Genomic DNA, 22,894 nt, shown 5'->3' on the forward strand with positions numbered 1-22,894 from the left:
CGCCCGCCACGTGCCGGGCTGTGCGGGGTTGCCCGAGCTGCCCGCCGTGGGCAGGCTGGCCCGCGTGCGGGGGTGAGGTGGGCAGCTTGTCCGGATAGGCTTCGGAAGTATCGAACCATTGCCATGGAAGCGCTCCCATGCAAGAATCGCTGCACGCGGTTCGGGGAGCCACACCGCGTAGGCAGGGCGTCGAGGGCAGCCGGTTTGACCGGACGACCACCCGCCGAGCGACCGGGTCATCCCGGTTGTCGCACCACCACCACGCCCGTCCGGGTCGGGCGCTCCCGAAGAATCCCGTTGGCACCGGCGGTCGTCCGCGCAGGACGCCCTGGGGCCACGTGCCGGGTCGTACGCGGATCCGGTCTCGCCCAAGGAGATCAGTGGCATGAATGTGTGGAGAAAACTGTCCGGCCGCCGCCGGGCCGTCGCGCTGGCTGGCGCGAGCGCGCTGGTCGCGGGCGGTTTGGTGACGCTGCCGGTTTCGGCCGCGTACGCGGCGACGCAGTGCGACGTGTCCTACACGACGAACGACTGGCAGGGCGGGTTCACCGCCAACATCACGATCAGGAACGTCGGCGACCCGCTCAACGGGTGGACCCTCGGCTTCACCTTCCCCGACGCCAACCAGCGCGTCCAGCAGGGCTGGTCGGCGCGGTGGACCCAGTCGGGCCGCAACGTGACCGCACAGAACGAGTCCTACAACGGCTCGCTCGCCCGGGGCGGCACCGCCAGCATCGGCTTCAACGGCTCCTGGAGCGGTAGCAACCCGCGTCCGACCGCCTTCACGATCAACGGCGTGGCCTGCAACGGCGGCACCACTCCGCCGCCCACCACCCCGCCGCCGACGACCCCGCCGCCCACCACGCCTCCCCCCACCACTCCGCCGCCGACCACGCCGCCCCCCGGCAACAAGGTGGACAACCCGTACCTGAACGCCCGTGGGTACGTGAACCCGGAGTGGAAGGCCAAGGCCGAGTCGGTCAGCGGCGGCAACCGGATCTCGAACACCCCGACGGGTGTCTGGCTGGACCGGATCGCGGCGATCGAGGGCACCGACAACAGCCAGTCCAACGGCCCGATGGGTCTGCGTGACCACCTGGACGAGGCACTGCGGCAGAACGCCCAGTACATCCAGGTCGTCATCTACAACCTGCCCGGCCGGGACTGTTCGGCGCTCGCCTCCAACGGTGAGCTGAAGGCCGACGAACTGCCCAAGTACAAGGCGCAGTACATCGACCCGATCGCGGCGATCCAGGGTGACGCGAAGTACCGCAACCTGCGGATCATCAACATCATCGAGATCGACTCGCTGCCGAACCTGGTCACCAACACCACCGACCGAGACGGTGGCGTCCCGCTGTGCGACACCATGAAGGCCAACGGCGGGTACGTCCAGGGTGTCGGCTACGCCCTCGCCAAGCTGGGCGCGATCCCGAACGTCTACAACTACATCGACGCCGGCCACCACGGCTGGCTCGGCTGGGACACCAACCTCGTCCCGAGCGCGCAGATCCTGCGCGAGGCCTCGCGTGCGTCCGGCGCCACCACCGCCCACGTGCACGGCTTCATCGTCAACACCGCGAACTACTCGGCGCTGCGCGAGCCGTACGCCCGGGTCACCGACACGGTGAACGGCCAGACGGTGCGGCAGGCGAAGTGGATCGACTGGAACCAGTACAACGACGAGCTATCCTTCGCCCAGGCGTTCCGGCAGGAGCTGGTCCGGCAGGGCTTCGACAGCGGCATCGGCATGCTGATCGACACCTCCCGCAACGGCTGGGGCGGCAGCGCCCGGCCCACCGGCGCGGGCCCGACGACCAGTGTGGACGCCTACGTGGACGGTGGTCGGATCGACCGTCGTATCCACAAGGGCAACTGGTGCAACCAGGCCGGTGCCGGTCTGGGCGAGCGGCCGAAGGCCGCTCCGGAGCCGGGCATCGACGCGTACGTCTGGATCAAGCCCCCGGGTGAGTCGGACGGCTCCAGCCGGGAGATCCCGAACAACGACGGCAAGGGCTTCGACCGGATGTGCGACCCGACCTACACCGGCAACGTCCGCAACGGCAACAACCGTAGCGGTGCCCTGCCGGACGCCCCGATCTCGGGCGCCTGGTTCCCGGCCCAGCTCTCCGAGCTGATGCGCAACGCCTACCCGCCGTTGTCCTGACGGTCTGGCACACCCGCCGCCGCGGTAGGTGAGGCACTTCGGCGGCAGGTTACCCGGGCCCCTGGTCCGACCGCACCGGTCGGACCAGGGGCCCACCCCCTGTGCCGGCGAGGAATCCCCGCCGGTGGGTACGGTCAGGGCACGGTCCTCTCGATTGCCGCCCGGCCGGTCTCCGCCAGTTCCCGCCGGGCCCGCTCGATGTTCTCCGCGGTCAGATCCTGGCCCCGGGCCGCCACCAGATCCTCGGCGTCCCAGGGCTGCTCCGCCCCGGTGCGGATGTTGTCCGGGGCGGCGCCGGTACCCGTTCCGGTGGCCCCGGTGCCGGCGGCGTACGGGTCACCGATGATCTCGTCAGTCGCCCCGCCGTCGGCTTGCCCGCCCGGTTCGGCGAAGGCCGGGGTGTCCGAATCGGGGCCGCCCCCGGTCATCAGCTGGGGCACACCGCTCTCGTCGTCCACCGCCGCGGCCACCTCGGGGCGCTCCTCCAGCGGTCGTTCCCGATCGCGATCCCTCATCGTTGCTGCCCTCCTGTCCGCAGCGGAAACACCCGGCCCTTGCGGATAGCCGTCAGGAGCCGAACCACCTGCCGGGTGAATCACCTGGCCCCCTTCCGGGTACCCGTCCGGCCGGTCGCCATGCCTCTGGGCGCCAGCGCAGCGAACGGCGGGCGTCCCGCAGCGCAGGACGCCCGCCGTTCGTGTCGCTCAGCGACCGAGTACCCGGTCCAGGAAGTCGCGGTACTCGCGTACGGCCACCCGTAGCTGCTCGGTGTCGGTCGAGCCGGTCTCCTGCCAGCTGCCGAGCTTCTTCTTGTGCTCGGTCAACGCGGCGGACAGCGCCTGCATGGCCTCGTCGACCAGGGACTGGGCCTCACCGGCCGCCGCCCGGGGGTCGTCCACGAAGCGCAGTTGGACGTCGCGCCAGCGGTCCCGGAACCCCTGGGCGGTCGGCTCGTCGAACAGCGTGGCCGCCCCCGCCGGTACGGCGGTGGTGGCCCCGTTCGCGGACTGCGTGTCCGGGTCGACCATTGCCGGCGTGGCACTGCCGAAACCCGCGCCGCCAGCGGCGGCCGCCTCGGCGTCGACACCGGAGACCGCCGACCGGTCCGCGTCCACCTCGTCGGAGCGGTCGGCGGCCCGATGCGTCCCCGTGTCGCGGGCGGTCCCGTCCGACGACTCCACATCGGTGCGGTCGACGTCGCCGTGGCGGCCGTCGAACTCGGCCGTGGGGTCGGCACGCAGCCCCTCGCGCTCGCCGTCGGCGGCGCCATCGCCGGGCTGGGCGGTGCGTTCCTCACGCGGGTCGGGCTCGTCCTCCGGACGCGGGCTGGCCAACGCGGAAGCCGCCACCGCCCCGCCGACCGTGGTCGCCCCGAAGGTCGTCGGCACGGGCCCCGGCTCGTGGAATTCGGTCTGCTCGCCGTCGTCGCCCGGTCGGCCGTCCCACGGGCCGGCCCGGTCAGCGCCGGACTCGGATCGGGTGGTCTCCTCGTCGGGGCTGTCGAACTCGTCCGTCGCCTCGCGGTCGTGGTCGGTGACCGGCACCGGGGCCGACCGGACGGTCTCGGGGTGGTCGTTGTTGAGCTGCTGCTCGTCCTGCCGCATGGCGGTCTCCTCAGCGGTTGGTGGCGTCGTGGGCGGCGTCAGGCTGGCGCTGTTGCGGCGTCGTCGCCACCGGCTCCTCGCCGAGCAGGTCGGCGAAGAGGGCGCGGTAGTGGACGACGGCCTGGCGGAGGTCCTCCGTTCGCGCCTCGCCCCGGCTGTTGCGCAGGTGGATCTCGTGGGCGTCCCGGTAGTGGCCGAGCGTGCGGGCGTGCTCCACGGACAGCTGGGCGAGTTGGTCGGAGAAGTCACCGGTGGGGTATCCCCGTTCGGCGATCAGCCGGGTGACCAGTTCGTCCGCCTGACCGACGGTCTCGGTGGGGGAGTCGACGAAACGGACCTGGAGTTCCTCCCATGCCTCGGCGTACCGTGCGCGCGCGGCCGGGTCGAGGGGGACCAGTTCGAGTTCCGCGTGCCGGCGCTGGCGGTCCCGAAGCTCCCGCTCGGCCGCGCTCCGGCTGTCCTGCTCGGCGAGGACGTGGTCGTACTCCGGGCCGAAGCGCTGCCGGAGTGTCCGGCGGCGCCCGACCACGACGAGCGCCGCGGCGACGGCGGCGACGATCAGGATGACGAGGACGGTGACGACTATCTGCGTGGGCGACATGGGCTCCTCCTTCGCCTGCAGGTATTCCCTCCGTCCACTGATCGCCAATCCCGTTCCGGAGCACTTTCCTCGCCCAACTTGACCCGATGCCGACCGGTGCGCCCGGGAACCCCGAAGCGGGCCGGTCGGACGCGGCTGCCGTACGACCGCGCCACAGGGCGGTGGATAGCGGCCGGTTCAGGGCGGAATCGGACAGGATGTACACCGGCCGGACGTACGCGAACGTACCGGTAGTCTCGACGGACGGTAGTGCGGCGAGCGCGGATTACGTATCCTGCCCAAGGCGCCCGAGCCGGCGTCCCGGCGGAAAACCGGGACGCCGCACGGTGACGGTGCTGCCCGGCCGTGCCGGAGCCCTTCCAGCCACCCTTCCGGGCGAGGTCCGATTGAACACCCGCGACTGGCCGATCCGCTCCAAGCTGACCGCCCTCGTCGTCGTGCCGGTGACCGCGCTGCTGGCACTGTGGATATTCGCGACCACGCTCACCTTCGGGCCGGCGCTCGATCTGCTGGCCGCCCGGACACTCCTGTACGACCTGGGTCGGCCCGGCGAGACGGTGGTGGCCGAGTTGCAGCGCGAGCGGCGGCTGTCGGTGGTGCAGCTCGCCTCGCCCCGCTCGGGCTGCGACCGACAGTCAACCGGCTGCGCGCTGCCGGCATTGCGGGAACAGCGGGCCCGCACCGACGCGGCAGTGGCGGAGCTGCGTCGCCGGGTTTCCGGCGAGAAGCTCAGGGACGCCGCTGGTGACCTGCTCGAAGCCCGACTGGACCGGTTGCTCGGTGAGCTGGAGGCGTTGCCGCCCGGCCGCGGGTCGATCGACCGCCGGGAACTGGACCGGGTTGGCGCCGTCGCGCTCTACAGCGAGATGGTCTCGGCCGCGTTCCACACCTTCGAGGCGCTGGCGAACCTTCCCGACCAGGATCTCAACCGGGAGGCGCGGGCGCTGACGGACCTCGGCCGGTCGCGGGAACTGCTCGGGCAGACCGATGCGCTGCTGGCCGGGGCGCTGACCGGTGGGGGGTTCGCCAAGGGCGAGCACACGATGCTCGTGCAGAACATCGGTAACCAGTGGTTTCTGGCCGAGACGGCGGTGGCCGACCTGCCCGAGCCCGACCAGGCGGCGTACCACCGGCTGACCGAGCAGGAGGGGTTCGAGCGCCTGCGGGCGATGCAGGACGACCTGATCGCCGCCGGCCCCTCGGCCCGGCCCACCGTCGATGCGGCGGCGTGGCAGGCCAGCTACGACACCGTGCAGCAGTCGTTGCGGGACTTCGAGCTGACCCAGGCCGACGGGCTGGCCGACCGGTCGGTGCCGATGGCGGTACGCACCCTGGCCCGGCTGGCCGGCGCCGGGTTGCTCGGGCTGGTCGCCGTCGTGGTGTCCCTGGTGGTGGCGCTGCGGGTCGGCCGGTCGCTGGCCCAGCGGCTCACCCTGATGCGCGGGACGCTGACGGAGACCGCCGAGAAGCGCCTGCCGGACGTGGTGGCTCGGCTGCGCCGGGGCGAGCAGGTGGACGTCGCCCGGGAGACGCCGGTGGCCGATCGGGGCGCCGACGAGATCGGTCAGGTCGCCCAGGCCTTCACCGAGGTGCAGAAGGTCGCCATCGAGGCCGCCCAGGTGGAGGTCACCCTGCGCCGTGGGCTCAACGAGGTCTTCCTGAACATCGCGCGCCGCAGCCAGGGCCTGGTACACCGTCAACTCGCCCTGCTCGACCGGTTGGAGCGTGACGCGGAGGATCCGGATCACCTGGCCGAGCTGTTCCAGGTCGACCATCTCGCCACTCGACTGCGCCGGCACGCGGAAGACCTGGTCATCCTCGCCGGGGCCACCTCCGGCCGAGGCTGGCGCGACCCGGTCGCCATGGTGGACCTGATCCGTGGCGCGATCTCCGAGGTCGAGTCGTACGACCGGGTCGAGATCACCAGCTTGCAGCCCGCCGGCACCGTCGGCCGAGTGGTCGGCGACATCATCCACCTGCTCGCCGAGCTGATCGAGAACGCCACCACGTTCTCTCCGCCGGACTCGCGGGTGGAGGTCTCCGGACAGCACGTCGCCAACGGGTACGCGCTGTCCGTCTCCGACCAGGGGCTCGGCATGACCGCGGCGGCGATCGAGGAGGCCAACCGCAAGCTGGCCGAGGCGCCCGAGTTCGACCCGGCGGAAACCGCCCGGCTCGGCCTGTTCGTGGTGGCGCGGCTCGCCGCCCGGCACGGCGTGCGGGTGCGACTGCGCCGGTCGGACGGATCCGGCATGACCGCGGTGGTGCTGATCCCCACCGACCTGATCACCGCCGAGCCCTCGCCGCTGCTCGCGCTGGAGGCGTCGGGAAGCGGGGACGACACCGCCCCGGAACAGCGGCGGCTGGTGCGGGCGACGCGACTGACGACCGTTCCTCGACCACGCACCCGTTCCGCAGGGCGTTCGGCGACCTCCGGCGGCCCGCAGCCGCCTGGCGGGTCTGCCGCGAAGCTGGGTGGCCCGCGTCAGTCCTCGACCGTCGAGCCCGCCGAGTCCGACGGGTTGCCCCGCCGGATCCGCCGGCGCCCGCCAGCCGGCTCCACCACCAACGCCGTGCCCACCTCGACCACCATGGCGCCCGGATTCACCGCTGGGCCCGGCTCCACCGCCGATCTGGCACGCGGATCGACTGCCGGCTCGGTACCTGGATCGACGGCCGATCCGGCGGGCGGATCCACCGCCGATCCGGCGTCCGGATCGCCGGCCGAACTGGCGCGCGGATCGGGCGGTGCGGTCGCGATCCCGGCCGACGCGGCGCCGGCGGGACGGACGGCCCAGCCGCCGGCCGGCCGCGATCGGCCCACTGTGGACACACCGACGGTCCGGCTGCCCGCGCTGACCAGCCGGCCAGCCGGATCGACGGGGATCGACGGGCCGACCCTGCGGCAGCCGGTGGTGACGCCCCGGCGCACCCCGGGACCGGTGGGTGAGCCGACGCCACGCAGCCCGGAGGAAGCCCGCCGGTTCATGTCGGCCCTACAGTCCGGCACCGCGCGGGGCCGCCTCGCCGCCGATACGCATGTGGCCGGTGGCCCGCCCCCGGCCGCCACGTCCCCGGCTGGTGCGGAGCTGGCCGGTGGCCCGCCCACGGCCGCCACCTCCGCCGGCCGGACGGGGCCGGCCGAGCAGTCCATCGACACCCCAGCGGGTGGGCCCGCCCCAGCGAACCAGGATCCGATCAACGAGCAGGCTGGACCGCCACCCGGCGGGCCGGCCACTGTGGAATCCCCGACCGCTACTGAGAGGGACGCCTGATGCAATCGACGAGGCAGAGTGCCAATCTCGACTGGTTGCTCGACGATCTGGTGGAGCGGGTGCCCGCCGCACGGCGGGCCGTGGTGCTCTCGGCGGATGGCCTGCTGCTCGGCTCCTCCGCCGAACTGGACCGTGCCGATGCCGAACATCTCTGTGCCCTGGCTTCCGGCCTCGCCAGCCTGGCCCGGGGCGCCAGCCGGCACCTGGCCGGCGGACCGGTCCGGCAGACGGTGGTGGAGATGGAGTCGGCGTACCTGTTCGTGACCGCGGCTGGGCAGGGCACCTGCCTGGCCGTGGCGAGTGACACGGATGCGGACATCGGCCTGGTGGCGTACGAGATGGCCATGCTGGTGACCCGGGTGGGTGAAAGCCTGCAAGTTCCGGTCCGCGCGTCGGTGGGTGCCACCGATGCGGACTGACTTACCCGGGGAGCGACACGAGTGGCTCGACGACGACGCCGGGCCGGTGGTGCGGCCGTACACCCTGACCGGTGGCCGGGTGCGATCCTGTGCGGACGGGTTCGACCTGGTCGCGTACGTGTTGGCCAAGCCGAACCCGGATCTCGCCGCGTACCCGGAACTGCATCCGGAACACCGGCTGCTGGTGGAACTGGCCGGCCGGGGTACGCCGGTGGTGGAACTCGCCGCCGATCTGGACCTGGCGGTGGGTGTGGTCCGGGTGCTACTTGGTGATCTGCTGTCCCGGGGGCTGGTCGCCGTGCAACAGCCCCCACGTGCCACGTACCTGCCCGACAACGACATCCTCAAGGCGGTGGTCGATGGACTCCGTGCGTTATGACGCCGACCGGCGGGGCCGTCGGGTCCCGATCGCGCTGAAGATCCTCATTGCCGGCGGATTCGGCGCCGGCAAGACGACTCTGGTGAGCGCGTTGAGCGAGGTGCGGCCGTTGCAGACGGAGGAGATCCTGACCGGTGCCGGCGTCGACACCGACGACATCTCCGGCGTGGAGACCAAGTCGACGACCACGGTGGCGATGGACTTCGGGCGCATCACCATCAACGACGACCTCCAGCTCTACCTGTTCGGTACGCCGGGCCAGGACCGGTTCTGGTTTCTCTGGGACGAGTTGGCCTTCGGGGCGTTGGGCGCCGTGGTGCTCGCCGACACCCGCCGGCTGGCCGACTGCTTCCCCTCGATCGACTACTTCGAGCAGCGTGGCGTTCCGTTCGTGGTCGGGGTGAACTGCTTCGACGGCTCGCAGCGCTTCAGCCTGGAGGCCGTACGCCAGGCGCTGGACCTCGACCCCGACGTGCCGATGGTGCTCTGCGACGCCCGGGACCGGCAGTCCGGCAAGTCCGTGCTGATTTCCCTGGTGGAGCACGTGGCCCGGCAGCGGGGCGAGGCGGTGTCGGCGGTCTGACCACCGAAGGCCGTGACTCGTAGGTCTAACCCGGCGGTGTCGGGGGAAGGCTTCTGGTGGGATCGACGCAGCGTCCAGCGGAGAGGTGGCAACGGGTGGCAGGTCGAGGCGAGATCGTGCACATCGGCGGGTACACGGCGCACAGCGCGGGGCGGGGCACCGGGATCGTCGCCGCCCGGCGCGACCCGGACACCGGCGAGTTGACCTCGTTGGGCACGGTCGCGGTGACCGCGTCGCCGTCCTTTCTCACCCGCCATCCCGCCCGGTCCGTGCTGTACGCGGTCAACGAACTGCCGACCGGGGAGATCAGTGCCTGGCGGGTGGGAGTCGACGGTGACCTGACCGCGATCGGCTCGTGGGCCACCGGCGGGGCGGAGCCGTGTCATCTCGCGGTCGCGCCGGACGGCCGACACCTGTTCGTGGCCAACTACGGCGGCGGAAGCGTGACCGTTTTCCCGCTCGACCCGGACGGGGTGCCGGGCGAGCGCACCGATCTGGTGGAACACGAAGGCCACGGGCCCGATCCCGAGCGTCAGGAGGCGGCGCACGCGCACATGGTGTCGCCCGGACCGGACCGTCAGCCGCTGCTCGCGGTCGACCTCGGCGTCGACTCGATCTACCGGTACGACCTCGACGTGGCCTCCGGGCGGCTGGTGCCCCGGGCGCCACGGGTGCGTACGCCCGCCGGAGTCGGCCCCCGGCACCTGGCCCGCCATCCGGACGGGCGGCGCTGCTATGTCTCGGGGGAACTGGACGCGTCGGTGCTGGTCTACGAGTTCACCGAGGACGGCGCGCTGCACCAGCGCGGCCGGGTCGACGCCAGCGACCAGGCGGGACACGTCCAACCATCGGAGATCGCCGTCGGCGCGGACGGGCGCTTCCTCTATCTGGCCAACCGGGGTGTCGGCACGATTTCCGTTTTCGCGCTCGGGCCGGGTCTTCCGGAACTGGTCGAGGAGGTGGCGACCGGCGGTGAGTGGCCCCGGCACTTCGTGGTGGTCGGGGAGCATCTCTACGTCGCCGACGAGCGGGCGGACATGGTCCGTACCTTCCGGATCGACCCGGAGACCGGGGTGCCGGTGGCGATCGGTGAGCCGCTGACGACTCCCAGTCCCACCTGCGTTCTGCCCTGATCGTGGGCGTTGAGGATTGATGTATCCACATTGCGCCGTTGATTGATCACTCAAAGTTACTGAATCGCGGTAAACTGTTTCTCCTCTGTAACTTTCGTCCGAACGGCCATGGCAGTCCCTCGGTCGGGTACGGAAGATGGTCTGCGTGTCAGTAGGCCGCCATCGCATGCGTTCAGGTATTCACGGTGCCGCCGCCGCAGCCGCGGTCGGTGTGCTCGTCGTCACTGCGGGCGGGTGGGTGGGCTATCGCCAGCTCGCCGGCCCGGACTGCTCTGGCAAGATCGAGCTGTCGGTCGCCGTCTCGACCGAACTCGCGCCGGCGGTCGACGAGGCGGCCACCGAGTGGGAGGAGAAGGGCGCCGCGGTCGACGGGACCTGCATCGACGTGACGGTCGCGGCCTCCGACGCGGTCGAGGTGGCCGCGGTGGTGGCGGCCAAGCACGGCGCCACTCTGGCCGGTGTCGGCCAGGCCAGCGGCACTGCGGTGAGCCCCGACGTCTGGATCCCGGACTCCTCCACCTGGTTGTTGCGGCTGCAGACCGGCGGGGCGGCGGCCTTCGCCCCGGGTAACGGCGCTTCCATCGCGAGCAGCCCGGTGGTCGTCGCCATGCCCGAGCCGATCGCCACCCGGTTGGGTTGGCCACAGAAGGAACTCGGCTGGACCGAACTGCTGGCCCGGGTGAACAGCGACCGGCCGCTGAAGACCGGCATCGTCGAACCGACCCGGGACGCCGCTGGGCTGTCCGGGCTGCTGTCGCTGATGACGGCCGCGGCGTCGTCCGGCGGCGCCACCGCCGAGCAGGACCGCATCGGCGCACTGCGGGCACTGGCCTCGGGTGCCTCGGCGTTACGCCAGGACCTGCTCGCCAAGTTCCCCACCGCGTCGGACGGCACCACGTTGGCCAGTGCCCTCGGCGCGGCGGCACTGTCCGAAGAGGACGTCATCCAGTACAACGCCAAGCAGCCGCCGGTGCCGCTGGCCGCGCTCTACCTGAAGCCGTCGCCGTTGCCGCTGGACTACCCGTACGCGGTGCTGCCGGGCATCGAACCGGCCAAGGCCTCCGCCGCGCGGGTGCTGTTCGAGGTGCTCACCACGCCCTCGTTCAGGGACAAGCTGGCCGCACAGTCGCTGCGTGGCCCGGACGGCAACTGGGGTAGCGGCTTCGAGCCGCCGCAGGGCGCGCCGAGCCCGGCCGGCGGTGACCCCTCTGCCGCGCCGCCACCCCAGGGCGGCATCGCCGCCGGTGGCCTGGCGCCGGACGCGGTGGAACGGGCGGTTTCCAGTTGGTCCATCGCCACCCTCTCCGGCCGGATGCTCTGCATCATCGACGTCTCCGGTTCGATGAAGAAGCCGGTGCCGACCGCCAACGGGGCGACCCGGCAGCAGGTCACCGCGGAGGCGGCCCGGCGTGGCCTGAACCTCTTCGACGACTCCTGGTCGATCGGTCTGTGGGTCTTCTCCACCAACCTGGACGGCCCGCGTGACTACCGTGAGGTGGTGCCGATCGGCCCGTTGTCCCGGCAGCGCAGCACGCTGGAGCGGAGCCTGGACACGGTCGTCTCGTCGAGCGGCGACACCGGTCTGTACGACACCCTGCTGGCGGCGTACAAGGACGTGCAGCAGAACTGGGAGCCGGGCAAGGTCAACTCGATCGTGCTCTTCACGGACGGCAAGAACGAGGACAACGACGGCGTCTCGCAGCGGCAGCTGCTCGCCGAGTTGGAGCGGATCAAGGACCCGGACCAGCCGATCCAGGTGATCATCATCGGTATCGGCACCGAGGTCAGCAAGGCGGAGCTGGACACCATCGCGGAGAGCGCCGGTGGTGGCGCGTTCATCGCCGCCGACCCCACCAAGATCAGCGACATCTTCCTCCGCGCGATCGCGCTGCGGAAGGCGCCGGCCTGAGCTGTGCGCCAGAAAGGGCCTGCGGTATCGGAGAAATCGGTACCACGGGCCCTTTTCGGCTGGTCCATCAGTAGGGAAAGTGACGGCAATACGTCCGAAGCAATTGGCCGTCATAGTTGTCAGGGCAGGATGTCGTCGTGCACCGGTAGCTCCGGCTTCCCACAGGAGCCGGACCCGGGCCGTCGGCGAGCGAAGTGGGAGGGCTGGTGACCTCGGCGACGCTGTTGACCCCCGCCAGATCTTCAACACGACCGGATGGCGCGTCGTCATCGAGCCACTCGATACGCGGCGACCAGCGGGCCTACGTACGGACCCTGGTGGTGCTGGACGCCACCATCCTGACCCTGGCGGTGCTCGTCGGCTACGCGGCCCGCTTCGGTGAGGCCGCGCCGCGCGGCACCCACGTGCCGTACGTCCTGGTCGCCCCCGGGCTCGTACTGGCCTGGTTGCTGTCGCTCAAGGCGATGCGCTGCTACGACGACCGGGTGATCGGCTACGGCGCGGACGAGTACCGGCGGGTGAGCATGGCCAGCCTCCGGTTGGCCGGTGCGATCGCCATCGCCGGTTACGTCGCCGACGTGGGCGTGTCCCGGGGCTTCCTGGCGATCTCGTTCGCCGTCGGCACCATCGGCCTTGAGATCGCCCGGTTCGCCGCGCGTAAACGCCTGCACCGGGCCCGGTCGCAGGGCACCGGCTGGTCCCGGCGGGTGCTGGTGGTCGGTGACACCGCGCACGTGCTGGAGTTGGTGCACACCCTGCGCCGCGAACCGTACGCCGGCTATCAGGTGGTGGGCGCGTGCATTCCGGACGCCCTGCTGGCGCCGGTGGCCCAGCGGCTCGGCGACGTGCCGGTGGTGGGCTCGTTCCGGGGCATCCCGGAGGCCGCCGCCGCGATCGGTGCGGACACCGTCGCCGTCACCGCCAGTGGTGAACTCACCGCCACCCGCCTGCGTCGGCTCGGCTGGCAGCTGGAGGGCACCGGCATCGACCTGGTGCTGGCCCCGGCGCTGACCGATGTCGCCGGCCCGCGCATCCACACCCGTCCGGTGGCCGGACTGCCGTTGATCCACGTGGAGGCACCGGAGTTCCGGGGCGTACGCAAGCTGGTGAAGGGCTTCGTCGACCGGTCGATCTCGTTCGTGGCGCTGGCCCTGCTGCTGCCGTTGCTGGTGATCATCTCGTTGGCCGTCAAGCTGGACAGCCGGGGCCCGGTGCTGTTCCGGCAGACCCGGGTCGGGCAGGGCGGCCGGGAGTTCGGGGTCTTCAAGTTCCGCACCATGGTGGTCAACGCGGACGTGCTCCTGGCCGAGCTGGCTGCCCGCAACGAGACCGACGGTCTGATGTTCAAGATGCGTGACGACCCCCGGGTGACCCGGGTCGGCCGGCTGCTGCGCAAGTGGTCGCTGGACGAGCTTCCGCAACTGGTGAACGTCCTGCTGGGGCAGATGAGTCTGGTCGGTCCCCGGCCACCGCTGCCCTCCGAGGTCGCCCGCTACGACGGTGACGTGGCCCGCCGGCTGCTGGTCAAACCGGGGATGACCGGCCTCTGGCAGGTCAGCGGTCGGTCCGACCTGAGCTGGGAGGACGGCATCCGGCTGGATCTCTACTACGTGGAGAACTGGTCGTTGGCGGCCGACCTGACGATTCTCTGGAAGACCTTCGGTGCGGTGGTCAACAGTCGGGGCGCCTACTGACCCGCCCGGCTACGGCTGCGGGCCGAACCAGTCCAGGCAGACCACCACCGCGTCGTCGGTGAGGTCACCGGCGACGAACGCCCGCAGGTCGCCCAGGAGGGAACGGACCGCGTCGAGCGGGCTCATCGGGGTGGTACGACGCAACATCCGATCCAGCGCGCTCTCCCCGTACCGGATGTTCTGCCCGGTCGCGTCGAGCACTCCGTCGCTGATCATGAAGAGTCGGTCGCCGGGCTGTAGTTGGATGTGCTGTTCGCGATAATGCGAACCGTCGAACATGCCGAGCGGGAACTGCGCCTCCAGCGGCTGCACACTGACCTCGCCGGAGCGGAGCAGGACGAGTCGGGGCGAGCCCGCGTCGACGGCGGTCAGCAGTCCGCTGCGCAGGTCGACCTCGATCAGCAACGTGGCCAGGTACTGCTCGCCCCGGTGCAGGGCGTAGATCGCCTGGTCGGCCAGCGCGGCCTGGTCGGCCAGCGAGATGCCGGCCCGTCGGGCGTTGCGCAGGGCGCAGGTGGCCAGGGTGGTGAGCATCGACGCGGCGACGCCCTCACCCATGCCGTTGATCGTGGCGGTCCACACCCGCTCACCGTCGTCGGACCAGTCGAAGCTGTCGCCGCGTACCGCGTACGCCGGCTCCAGTTGCCCGGCCAGGCTGAAGGACGGGCGGGTCCGGCTGCGTCCGGGCAGCTGCTCCCACTGCACCTCGGCGGCGAGCGTGAGGCGCTGGGTGCGCCGGGCGGTGCGGTAGACGTCGGTCCCGGGGTCGACCGCGGTCAACTCGTGCGCCAGCGCGGTGCCGATCTCGGCCAGGTCGGTCAGGAGGGCCTCGTCGGCGACCGGGGAGACCCGGAGCACGCCCCGACGTTCGCCGCGCATGTTGACCGGGAGGTACGCCGTGCCGTCGGTGTACACCGGGCTCTGGTGGTCGAAGCAGCGCCACGCGGGATGCCCGGGTGTCGTCACCGCCTCGCCGCCGCTCAGCGGAAGCAAGGCCGCCAGCCGGTAGTCGACCTGGAGGAGTTCGACGTCCCGGATGCCGAATTCCTGGTCGAGCTGCCGCCCGATCCGACTCACCAGGAGATCCGCGGGGGCCGCGGTGAGCGCGGTGCGGGTTCGCTCGACCGGCTCACTCATGAGTATCTCCTTGATCACAAGCCCATTGACCGACAGAATCGGAGTACGCTCGGGGCCACGATGGCGGAACAGTATGGTCCAGCAGGACCCGAGATGAGTATGGCTGCCGAGCTGGATGTCGCGGCGGGCGCCCTGCTGACTGTGTGGGACGGTGCCCGCGAGCGGACAGCGAACCGGATCTCCACCGCCCAGCTGCGCGCCGTCATGCTCGTGGAACGGCAGGACGGGATCAATCTGCGGAGGCTGGCTGCCGGCCTGGACATGTTGCTCTCCTCGGCCAGCCGGCTCTGTGACCGGCTCGTCGCGGCCGGCATGCTGGAGCGCGAGCCCGGCCGGGCGGACCGGCGGGAGATCTCACTGCACCTGACCGCCGAGGCCCGCAGGCTCCTCACCGAGCTGCGCGAGGACCGCCGCCAGCATCTGGCCGCGATCCTCGCCGACATGACACCCGAGGGACGCGCGGCGCTGCTGCGTGGCTTGCAGGAGTTCGACGAGGCGGCCCGGGCGCGGGTCGTCCGGCCGGTGTCGCCGCTGGTGCCGCAGCCCAACGGGCCCGACGCCGAGCAGCTGCCGGAGATCCGCACCGTTGTCGACCCGCAGCTGAACTGGTCGGCGGGGGACGCCGCCGTGTTCCGGACGGCCTGACGCCGACGGCCGACTCAGCCAACCCCGCGTGCGGCCACCGCCAACATCGCGACGTCGTCGTGCCGCTGCCCGCCACACCACTCGTCGAGCAGGCGGAGCACCCGGTCGACCAGCGCGGCCGGAGGCAGGCCGGCCCCCGAGGAGAGGGCCTGGTGCAGCCGCCGCTCACCGAACATCTCCGACCCGTGCGGCCCACCACGAGCATCGGTCACCCCGTCGGTGTGGGCGAGCAGCACCGCGTCGGGCGCGAGCCGTAGATCGGCCGCGGTGAACCGGGCGTTCGGCAGCGCACCGACCGGCATCCCGCCGACCCGTACCGGCCGCACCGTGCCGTCGCCGTCGACCACGAGGGGCGCCGGATGTCCACCACCGGCGACCTGGATCCGCAGGCCGCCGTCGGGCTCCCGGCGCAGCGTACCGAGTAGCAGGGTGGTGAACTGGCTGCGCCGGGCGGCGTCCGGCATGTCGAGCAGGGCCCGGTCGAGTAGCCGCAGCAGCTCCAGCGGCCGCTGCTCGACCAGCCGCAGGGTCTGCAACGACTGGCGTACCCGGCCGGTGAGCACGGCCGCGCCCACGCCCTTGCCGCAGACGTCGCCCAGCGCGAACAACGCGCCGCCGTCGGCCGGTAGGACGTCGTAGAAGTCGCCGCCGATCCGCAGCGTGTCCCCGGCGGCACGGTAGCCGCCGGCGATGTCCAGCCCGGCGATCCTGGGCAGCTCCGGCGGCAGCAGGCTGTGCTGTAGCACCCGGGCCAGGTGGGCCTGCTCGTCGTACAACTCGGCCATGGTGAGGGCGGCGCCTGCCCGGGCGGCGAACTCGCGGGCGAGGTCCACGTCGCGCGGGTCGAAGCCACCTCGTCGGGCGTGCCGCAGCAGCACCAGTGCTCCCGCCGTCCGTCCGGCGCCAGGCATCGGGCTGACCAGCAGCGTCGCGTCCGGGTCGAAGCCGGCCGGGACGATCGGGTCCAGCTCGTCGGCCGTGGTCGACCACGGCCGGGGCGCGCCGGCCTCGCCGTCGAGGGCCTCGTCGAGTCCGGGCACGGCCGCGGTGAGGGTCCAGTCGGCCTCCCCGACCACCGGGGCGGGTTGGTGCTCGGTGTGCCGGATCCAGTGCGGCCGTTCGGTGGGCACCGCCGGCAGGTGTACGACCAGGGCCAGGTCGGCCAGGTAGGGCACGGGCAGCGTGGCGGCGGCGCGCCGGGCCTGATCGCGGTGCAACGCCAACCCGAGCCGGCGGCCCGCGTCGGCCAGGAAGGCGGTACAGCGACGCTCGGCCAGCAGCGCCTCGGTGTGCGCGTGTTCGTCGGTGACGTCACGGACGTACCAGACGGACTGGCCACCGGCCAACGCACGCCGCACGCCGCGCAGCCGCCGGCAGCGGTGCTCGGCCTCGAAGCCGGCTGCCCCGGTGGCGGCTGCGGTCGCCAGCTCCGGTACCGCGCAGGTGACCAGGTCGGTGCCGGGTACGAGGTCCGGCAGCAACCGCACGGCGGCCGCGTTGACCAGCACGACCAGCCCACTGCCGTCGGTGGTCAGTACCGCGTCGGTGAGCCCGTCGAGAAGCTCACCCGCCAGCTCGGCGCGCTCGGGTGCGCTCGGGCGGGGAGGCCCGGCGCGGCCGGTCCCCCCACTGCCGGCAGGGCCGGTGACCCGGCCCTCTCGGGTGCTGGTCACCGGCGGTCGCCGTGCGTCCTGAACTGTCGACCTGCGCACATTCCGGTGGTGCACTCCTCCGGGTCACGGTGGCGGTTGGTTGCCTCTGGGCAAGGGTACCGAGGTGCTCCAACGGCATGCCGGGGAGGAAGGCTGGCGGTGCCCTACAACCGGGCCAACCAGCCGGCGGGCCGGGCGATGATCCGGCGTACCACCGATCCGGCCGCGCCCACCGCGGCGGCCGTCGCCCCGAGGGTCGCCACCCGGACGGTCACCGGCGCCCAGGCGGCGGTCAGCACCCGGCGATCGATCTCGGCGAGCATCGGTGGCCGCAGCCAGGGAGCCAGCGGGGCGTAGCCACCGCCGAGCACCACGGTGTCGAGGTCGAGCAGGTTGACCACGCTGGCCACGGTCACCCCGAGCGCGGCACCGGCCTCGTGCAGGGCGTTGAGCACGGTCGCGTCGCCAGCCTCGGCGAGCTCGGCCAACCGGTTCGGCGCGGTGTCGGCCGGCAGGTCCGCCCCGGTCAGGCCGACCGCCGAGAGGATCGCCTCCTGGCCGGCGTACTGCTCCAGGCAGCCACGACCGCCGCACCGGCAGGGCGGCCCGTCGGGGCGTACCGGGATGTGGCCGATCTCCCCGCTCCAGCCCCGGGTGCCCCGGTAGAGGGCGCCGTCGAGCACGATGCCGGCACCGATGCCCACCTCGCCGGAGATGTGCAGGAAGCTGCCCGGACCGTCGCCCGCGTGCAACTCGCCCAGCGCGGCGAGGTTGGCCTCGTTGTCCACCACCAGCGGCGGTACGCCGTCGACCGTCTCGGTCAGCGGGGGATGCCCGGCCAGCAGTTCGGGCACCGGTACGTCGCGCCAGCCGAGGTTCGGTGCGAGGCGGACCCGCCCGGCTTCGTCGACCAGGCCGGGCACCCCCAGGGCGGCGCCGGCCAGGGTGAGGCCCTGCGCGTCGGCGGCGGCGCGGGCACCGGCGGCGAGCCGCACCAGCTGGCCGAGCGCATCGGCGGGGGAGACCGGCCGCAGGTCGGCGCGGTGTACCGAGTGGTGTCGGACCTCGCCAGCGAGATCGACGACGCAGGCGGCCAGATAGTCGACGTTGATCTCCAGGCCGAGTCCGGCCGGACCGTCGCCGGCAAGCACCAGACCACGGGCCGGTCGACCGGCGCCGGCGCGCGGCTGCGGCTCCGCCTCGGTGACCAACCGACCGGCGACGAGGTCTTCCACCACCGCCGAAACCGTGGCCCGGGTGAGGCCGGTCTCGGCAGCCAGCGCGGCCCGTGACGGTGGGCGGGGCGCGGCGGCGATCCGGCCGAGCACGAGGGCGAGGTTCAACTCGCGGAGGCTGCCCTGCCGCACCGCGCCAGCGGGGGCTGCGCTTGGGTTCACCCCTTGACACTGCCACACCACGGTCATTTAATTCAACCACTGAACAAATAGCGGACGACACCACCGGAGGTCTGCCATGGCACCCCGTCCCACCCCCGCCGACAAGTTCTCCTTCGGTCTCTGGACGGTCGGCTGGCAGGGCCGAGACCCGTTCGGCCACGCCACCCGAGCCGCCATCGACCCGGTGGAGTCGGTGCACCGGCTCGCCGAACTGGGCGCGTACGGCGTGACGTTCCACGACGACGACCTGATCCCGTTCGGTTCGGACGTGACCACCCGCGACGCCCACATCGCCCGGTTCCGCAAGGCGCTCGACGAGACCGGCCTGGTGGTGCCGATGGTCACCACCGACCTCTTCCAGCAGCCCGTCTTCAAGGACGGCGGTTTCACCAGCAACGACCGGGACGTGCGGCGGTACGCGCTGCGCAAGGTGCTGCGCAACATCGACCTCGCCGCCGAGTTGGGCGCCCAGACCTTCGTCATGTGGGGCGGCCGGGAAGGCGCCGAATACGACGTCGCCAAGGACGTCCAGGCCGCGCTGGAGCGCTACCGCGAGGCGGTCGACCTGCTCTGCCAGTACGTCATCGACCGTGGCTACGACCTGCGCTTCGCCCTGGAGCCCAAGCCCAACGAGCCGCGTGGCGACATCCTGCTGCCCACCGTCGGGCACGCCCTGGCGTTCATCTCCACCCTCGCCCACCCGGAGCGCGTCGGGCTGAACCCGGAGGTCGGCCACGAGCAGATGGCCGGGCTCAACTTCGCCCACGGCATCGCCCAGGCGCTCTGGCAGGGCAAGCTGTTCCACATCGACCTCAACGGCCAGCGTGGCGTCAAGTACGACCAGGACCTGGTCTTCGGCCACGGTGACCTGCTCAACTCGTTCGCCCTGGTCGACCTGCTGGAGCACGGCGGTCCGGCCGGCGCGCCCGCCTACGACGGGCCCCGCCACTTCGACTACAAGCCGTCGCGCACCGAGGACATCGACGGGGTGTGGGTCTCGGCGGCCGCGAACATGCGCACCTATCTGCTGCTCAAGGAGCGGGCCGCGGCGTTCCGGGCCGACCCGGAGGTGGCCGAGGCGCTGGCCGCGAGCAAGGTCGCCGAACTCGGCGTGCCGACCGTGGGCGACGGCGAGGGCTACGCCGGGCTGCTCGCCGACACCACCGCGTTCGAGGAGTTCGACGTCGAGGCGGTCGCCGCCCGTGGGTTCGGATTCATCCGGCTCAACCAGCTCGCCGTCGAGCACGTGCTCGGCGCACGCTGAGGCGGACGGCATGCCGCTCGTCGCGGGGGTGGACTCCTCCACCCAGTCCTGCAAGGTGGTCGTTCGGGATGCGGAGACCGGCGCCCTGGTCCGCCAGGGGCGGGCGCCGCACCCCGACGGCACCGAGGTCGACCCGTCGGCCTGGTGGGCCGCCCTGGAAACGGCGATCGAGGCCGCCGGTGGGCTGGCCGACGTCGCCGCGGTCTCCGTCGCCGGCCAGCAGCACGGCATGGTCTGCCTGGACGAGGCGGGACAGGTGATCCGGCCGGCCCTGCTGTGGAACGACACCCGCTCGGCCGACGCCGCCGCCGAACTGGTGGCCGAGGCCGGCGGCGCGGGCTTCTGGGCCGAGGCGGTGGGCAGCGTACCGGTGGCCAGCTTCACCGTCACCAAGCTGCGCTGGCTGGCCCGGCACGAGCCGGCGAACGCCGACCGGGTGGCCGCGGTCTGCCTGCCGCACGACTGGCTGACCTGGCGGCTGGCCGGTGCGCCCGGACTGGACGCGCTGCGTACCGACCGCAGCGACGCCAGCGGCACCGGCTACTGGTCGCCGGCCACCGGCGAGTACCGCCCCGACCTGCTGGAACGGGCGCTCGGCCGGGCGGTACGGGTACCCACCGTGCTCGGTCCGGCCGAGGTCGCCGGTCACCTCGACCTGCCGGGCGGCGTCCCGGCGCTCCTCGGTCCCGGGGCCGGCGACAACGCCGCCGCCGGGTTCGGGGTCGGCGCGCGGCCGGGCGACGTGGTGGTCTCGATCGGCACGTCCGGCACCGTCTTCAGCGTCGCGGACACCCCGGCCGCCGACCCGAGCGGCATCGTCGCCGGCTTCGCCGACGTGACCGGCCGGTTCCTGCCACTGGTCTGCACGCTCAACGCGGCCCGGGTGCTCGACGCCGCCGCCGGGATGCTGGGGGTCGGGCTGGACGAGCTGGCCGACCTCGCGCTCTCCGCGCCGGCCGGCGCCGACGGTTTGGTCCTGGTGCCGTACCTGGAGGGCGAACGCACCCCGAACCGGCCGCTGGCCACCGGGGCGGTGCACGGGCTGACCCTGCGTACCTCGACCCCCGCGCACCTGGCCCGGGCGGCCGTGGAGGGCATGCTCTGCGCGCTCGCCGACGGTCTCGACGCGCTGGCTGCCCAGGGCGCGGAGGTCCGCCGGGTGATCCTGGTCGGCGGCGGGGCCCGCTCCGCCGCGGTACGCCGAATCGCCGCGCAGGTCTTCGGCTGCCCGGTCGTCGTCCCGCCACCCGGCGAGTACGTCGCCGACGGTGCCGCCCGCCAAGCCGCCTGGCTGGCGCTCGGCGAAGCGGAGCCGCCCTCCTGGACGCCGTCCGGCACCGAGGAGTACGCCGCCGAACCGGTCCCCACTATCCGGGAGCGCTACGCGCAGGCCCGCGAACGCCACCTGGACCGCCCCACCCAGGATTGATCCACCGCCCGATCCCGTGATCGAGTGGTCCCCGCGGGACTGCTCCATCACGGGATCAGGCGGGCGTAGGGTCGGGTGCGCTGCCGGGTCGGGTGCGGCGCCGGTCGCGGGCGGGGGCGGGGGTGGCCCGGTGATTGGTCCGTGGTCCGGTCCTGGTTGGCTGCCGGCATGAGCTTGACCGAGGGCGGGCCGAAGCGGGTGTGGGGTGGCAGCGCCGCGCACCGGCTCTACAGCGTCGTCGTTTTCGTGCTGCTCGCCTCGCTGGACAACGTGGCGATCGGCTTGGTACCGCCGCTGTACGGCGCGATCGCGGAGTCCTTCGCGGTGCCGCAGCGGCTGCTCGGTCTGGTCACCGCGGTCAGTTTCCTGGTCAGCGCGGTGGCGGCGGTCGGCTGGGCGTACGTCGGCGACCGCACCAACCGCAAACCGCTGCTCATGATCGGCACACTGATCTGGGCCGTCGGTACCGGCGGCAGTGGCCTGGCCGGGAACTACCCGACCTTCCTGGCCGCGCAGCTGCTCGCCGCGGTCGGGCTGGGCGCGGTCGGCTCGGTCGGCTTCTCGGTGGTCACCGACCTGATCTCGCCCCGTCGGCGGGGTCTGGTGATGAGCTTCTGGGGGCTGTCCCAGGGCGCCGGCACACTCGCCGGCACGCTGGTCGGCGGACTGCTCGGGGCGGCCGACTGGCGCCGGCCGTTCCTGCTGCTCACCGCCGTCGGCCTGGTCGCCACGGCGGCGTACCTGCTCACGTACGACATCCGGCGGGGGCAGAGCGAACCGCAACTGGCCGACGCGCTCGCGACCGGTGCCGACTACGACTACCGGATCAGCCGGGCCGACCTGCCGCTCATCCTGGGGCGGCGGACCAACCGCTGGCTCATCCTGCAGGGGCTCACCGCGCAGGCGGCCTTCGGGTCACTGGTCTGGCTGCCGGTGCTGTTCGCCGAGCGGGCCCAGGACCAGGGCTACTCGATGCAGACGGCGATCGTGGTCGGTAGCGTCTTCGCCACCCTGTTCCAACTCGGCGGCGTGCTCTCGATCGTCGGCGGGCTGATCGGCGACGCGCTGCAACGGCGTACGCCCTCCGGCCGGGCCATGGTCGCCGCGGTCGGCGTGCTCGCCGCGCTGCCGTTCTACCTGGTGCTCTTCTTCGTGCCGATCCGCATCGACGTGCCCGACGGCGCCGGCACCGGCACGGTGGTGCGGGCCGTACTGGGCAGCGTCTTCACCGAACCGACCGTCGGGCTGAGCCTGCTCACCGCGTTGCTCGCGCTGGCGCTGACCTCGGCGAACTCGCCGAACTGGTTCGCCCTGATCGCCGACACGAACCCGCCCGAGCACCGGGGCACCGTCTACAGCCTGGGCAACCTGGTCAACGGGGTGGGCCGGGCGGCCGGCAACGGGCTGGTCGGGGTGGCCTTCCACGCCCTGCGGGCGGCGTTCCCACCACCGCTGAACTTCGCGGTCGGGCTGGCCGCCTTCCAGCTCTTCTTCATTCCCACCGGCATCATGTACTGGCTGGCCGCCCGCACCTCACCCAAGGACATCGCCGACGTACGCGACCTCCTCCAGTCCCGCGCCGAGAAGCTGTAGGGATGTCGCGCCG

The 22,894-nt window shown here is 72.3% G+C and carries 18 protein-coding genes; 12 read left to right on the forward strand and 6 right to left on the reverse strand.

The features are described from left to right. The first annotated feature begins 385 nt into the window (after positions 1 to 385). Positions 386 to 2,167: a glycoside hydrolase family 6 protein gene (locus E0H26_RS18300; protein WP_131305129.1), complete on the forward strand. Its 1,782-nt coding sequence runs from the start codon at positions 386 to 388 to the stop codon at positions 2,165 to 2,167. A 134-nt stretch (positions 2,168 to 2,301) separates the two neighbouring features. Here E0H26_RS18300 and E0H26_RS18305 read toward each other — a convergent pair whose 3' ends face one another. The 3 genes from E0H26_RS18305 to E0H26_RS18315 all read right to left on the reverse strand — a co-directional run bounded on the left by E0H26_RS18305 (position 2,302) and on the right by E0H26_RS18315 (position 4,372). Then, positions 2,302 to 2,682 carry a hypothetical protein gene (locus E0H26_RS18305; protein WP_131305131.1) on the reverse strand — a complete coding sequence of 127 codons (381 nt, stop codon included), beginning with the start codon at positions 2,680 to 2,682 and terminating at the stop codon, positions 2,302 to 2,304. A 189-nt stretch (positions 2,683 to 2,871) separates the two neighbouring features. Then, positions 2,872 to 3,771 (reverse strand): hypothetical protein, encoded by a 900-nt coding sequence (locus E0H26_RS18310; RefSeq protein ID WP_131305133.1) that lies wholly within the window; start codon positions 3,769 to 3,771, stop codon positions 2,872 to 2,874. A 10-nt stretch (positions 3,772 to 3,781) separates the two neighbouring features. Further along, positions 3,782 to 4,372, reverse strand: a complete 591-nt coding sequence (locus E0H26_RS18315; RefSeq protein ID WP_131305135.1) for a hypothetical protein — start codon at positions 4,370 to 4,372, stop codon at positions 3,782 to 3,784. A gap of 386 nt (positions 4,373 to 4,758) precedes the next feature. On the opposite strand from E0H26_RS18315, the gene E0H26_RS18320 reads away from it, so the two are divergent. The 7 genes from E0H26_RS18320 to E0H26_RS18350 all read left to right on the forward strand — a co-directional run bounded on the left by E0H26_RS18320 (position 4,759) and on the right by E0H26_RS18350 (position 13,764). Beyond that, complete coding sequence (locus E0H26_RS18320) at positions 4,759 to 7,647, forward strand: sensor histidine kinase (protein ID WP_131305137.1); 2,889 nt, start codon at positions 4,759 to 4,761, stop codon at positions 7,645 to 7,647. Continuing rightward, a complete protein-coding gene (locus tag E0H26_RS18325) occupies positions 7,647 to 8,066 on the forward strand; it encodes a roadblock/LC7 domain-containing protein (protein ID WP_206025220.1) in 420 nt (139 codons plus the stop codon). Before E0H26_RS18320 ends, E0H26_RS18325 begins: the two co-directional genes overlap by 1 nt. After that, the gene (locus E0H26_RS18330; protein ID WP_131305141.1) at positions 8,056 to 8,445 is read left to right on the forward strand and encodes a DUF742 domain-containing protein; all 390 of its coding nucleotides are present in this window, start codon (positions 8,056 to 8,058) and stop codon (positions 8,443 to 8,445) included. The genes E0H26_RS18325 and E0H26_RS18330 overlap by 11 nt, the downstream gene beginning before the upstream one ends. Next, entirely contained in the window at positions 8,426 to 9,028 is a 603-nt protein-coding gene (locus E0H26_RS18335; RefSeq protein ID WP_131305143.1) for a GTP-binding protein, read from the forward strand. Before E0H26_RS18330 ends, E0H26_RS18335 begins: the two co-directional genes overlap by 20 nt. A gap of 95 nt (positions 9,029 to 9,123) precedes the next feature. After that, positions 9,124 to 10,161, forward strand: a complete 1,038-nt coding sequence (locus E0H26_RS18340; RefSeq protein WP_131305145.1) for a lactonase family protein — start codon at positions 9,124 to 9,126, stop codon at positions 10,159 to 10,161. Positions 10,162 to 10,306: 145 nt separating this feature from the next. Continuing rightward, entirely contained in the window at positions 10,307 to 12,070 is a 1,764-nt protein-coding gene (locus E0H26_RS18345; protein WP_131305147.1) for a substrate-binding domain-containing protein, read from the forward strand. Positions 12,071 to 12,276: 206 nt separating this feature from the next. Then, positions 12,277 to 13,764: a sugar transferase gene (locus E0H26_RS18350; RefSeq protein ID WP_131305149.1), complete on the forward strand. Its 1,488-nt coding sequence runs from the start codon at positions 12,277 to 12,279 to the stop codon at positions 13,762 to 13,764. Positions 13,765 to 13,773: 9 nt separating this feature from the next. On the opposite strand, the gene E0H26_RS18355 is transcribed toward E0H26_RS18350, so the two are convergent. After that, entirely contained in the window at positions 13,774 to 14,901 is a 1,128-nt protein-coding gene (locus E0H26_RS18355) for a PP2C family protein-serine/threonine phosphatase (protein WP_131305151.1), read from the reverse strand. A gap of 93 nt (positions 14,902 to 14,994) precedes the next feature. On the opposite strand from E0H26_RS18355, the gene E0H26_RS18360 reads away from it, so the two are divergent. Continuing rightward, a complete protein-coding gene (locus tag E0H26_RS18360) occupies positions 14,995 to 15,546 on the forward strand; it encodes a MarR family winged helix-turn-helix transcriptional regulator (RefSeq protein ID WP_240742252.1) in 552 nt (183 codons plus the stop codon). Positions 15,547 to 15,560: 14 nt separating this feature from the next. Here the strand turns inward: E0H26_RS18360 and E0H26_RS18365 are convergent, their stop codons facing one another. Both E0H26_RS18365 and E0H26_RS18370 read right to left on the reverse strand, forming a co-directional pair. Next, on the reverse strand, positions 15,561 to 17,219 hold the full coding sequence (locus tag E0H26_RS18365) for a PP2C family protein-serine/threonine phosphatase (RefSeq protein ID WP_206025222.1): 1,659 nt from the start codon (positions 17,217 to 17,219) through the stop codon (positions 15,561 to 15,563). 143 nt (positions 17,220 to 17,362) lie between these two features. Next, entirely contained in the window at positions 17,363 to 18,622 is a 1,260-nt protein-coding gene (locus E0H26_RS18370; RefSeq protein WP_131305153.1) for an ROK family transcriptional regulator, read from the reverse strand. 49 nt (positions 18,623 to 18,671) lie between these two features. On the opposite strand from E0H26_RS18370, the gene xylA reads away from it, so the two are divergent. The 3 genes from xylA (at position 18,672) to E0H26_RS18385 (ending at position 22,881) form a co-directional block, all read left to right on the forward strand. Then, positions 18,672 to 19,859, forward strand: coding sequence for a xylose isomerase (gene xylA / locus E0H26_RS18375; RefSeq protein ID WP_131305155.1), 1,188 nt, complete (start codon positions 18,672 to 18,674; stop codon positions 19,857 to 19,859). Positions 19,860 to 19,869: 10 nt separating this feature from the next. After that, positions 19,870 to 21,288, forward strand: coding sequence for a xylulokinase (gene xylB / locus E0H26_RS18380; protein ID WP_131305156.1), 1,419 nt, complete (start codon positions 19,870 to 19,872; stop codon positions 21,286 to 21,288). 168 nt (positions 21,289 to 21,456) lie between these two features. Beyond that, entirely contained in the window at positions 21,457 to 22,881 is a 1,425-nt protein-coding gene (locus E0H26_RS18385) for an MFS transporter (RefSeq protein WP_131305158.1), read from the forward strand. Positions 22,882 to 22,894 lie beyond the last annotated feature (13 nt).

This window comes from Micromonospora zingiberis (genome assembly GCF_004331455.1).
In the GTDB taxonomy this organism is placed as follows: Bacteria; Actinomycetota; Actinomycetes; order Mycobacteriales; family Micromonosporaceae; genus Micromonospora; species Micromonospora zingiberis.

Bases quoted from the DNA above. Each gene is read 5' to 3' on its own strand.
- E0H26_RS18385 (WP_131305158.1), top strand. From the start codon at position 21,457: ATGAGCTTGACCGAGGGCGGGCCGAAGCGGGTGTGGGGTGGCAGCGCC.
- E0H26_RS18300 (WP_131305129.1), top strand. From the start codon at position 386: ATGAATGTGTGGAGAAAACTGTCCGGCCGCCGCCGGGCCGTCGCGCTG.
- xylA (WP_131305155.1), top strand. From the start codon at position 18,672: ATGGCACCCCGTCCCACCCCCGCCGACAAGTTCTCCTTCGGTCTCTGG.
- E0H26_RS18305 (WP_131305131.1), bottom strand. From the start codon at position 2,682: ATGAGGGATCGCGATCGGGAACGACCGCTGGAGGAGCGCCCCGAGGTG.
- E0H26_RS18315 (WP_131305135.1), bottom strand. From the start codon at position 4,372: ATGTCGCCCACGCAGATAGTCGTCACCGTCCTCGTCATCCTGATCGTC.
- xylB (WP_131305156.1), top strand. From the start codon at position 19,870: ATGCCGCTCGTCGCGGGGGTGGACTCCTCCACCCAGTCCTGCAAGGTG.
- E0H26_RS18310 (WP_131305133.1), bottom strand. From the start codon at position 3,771: ATGCGGCAGGACGAGCAGCAGCTCAACAACGACCACCCCGAGACCGTC.
- E0H26_RS18360 (WP_240742252.1), top strand. From the start codon at position 14,995: ATGAGTATGGCTGCCGAGCTGGATGTCGCGGCGGGCGCCCTGCTGACT.
- E0H26_RS18370 (WP_131305153.1), bottom strand. From the start codon at position 18,622: ATGACCGTGGTGTGGCAGTGTCAAGGGGTGAACCCAAGCGCAGCCCCC.
- E0H26_RS18335 (WP_131305143.1), top strand. From the start codon at position 8,426: ATGGACTCCGTGCGTTATGACGCCGACCGGCGGGGCCGTCGGGTCCCG.
- E0H26_RS18325 (WP_206025220.1), top strand. From the start codon at position 7,647: ATGCAATCGACGAGGCAGAGTGCCAATCTCGACTGGTTGCTCGACGAT.
- E0H26_RS18355 (WP_131305151.1), bottom strand. From the start codon at position 14,901: ATGAGTGAGCCGGTCGAGCGAACCCGCACCGCGCTCACCGCGGCCCCC.
- E0H26_RS18330 (WP_131305141.1), top strand. From the start codon at position 8,056: ATGCGGACTGACTTACCCGGGGAGCGACACGAGTGGCTCGACGACGAC.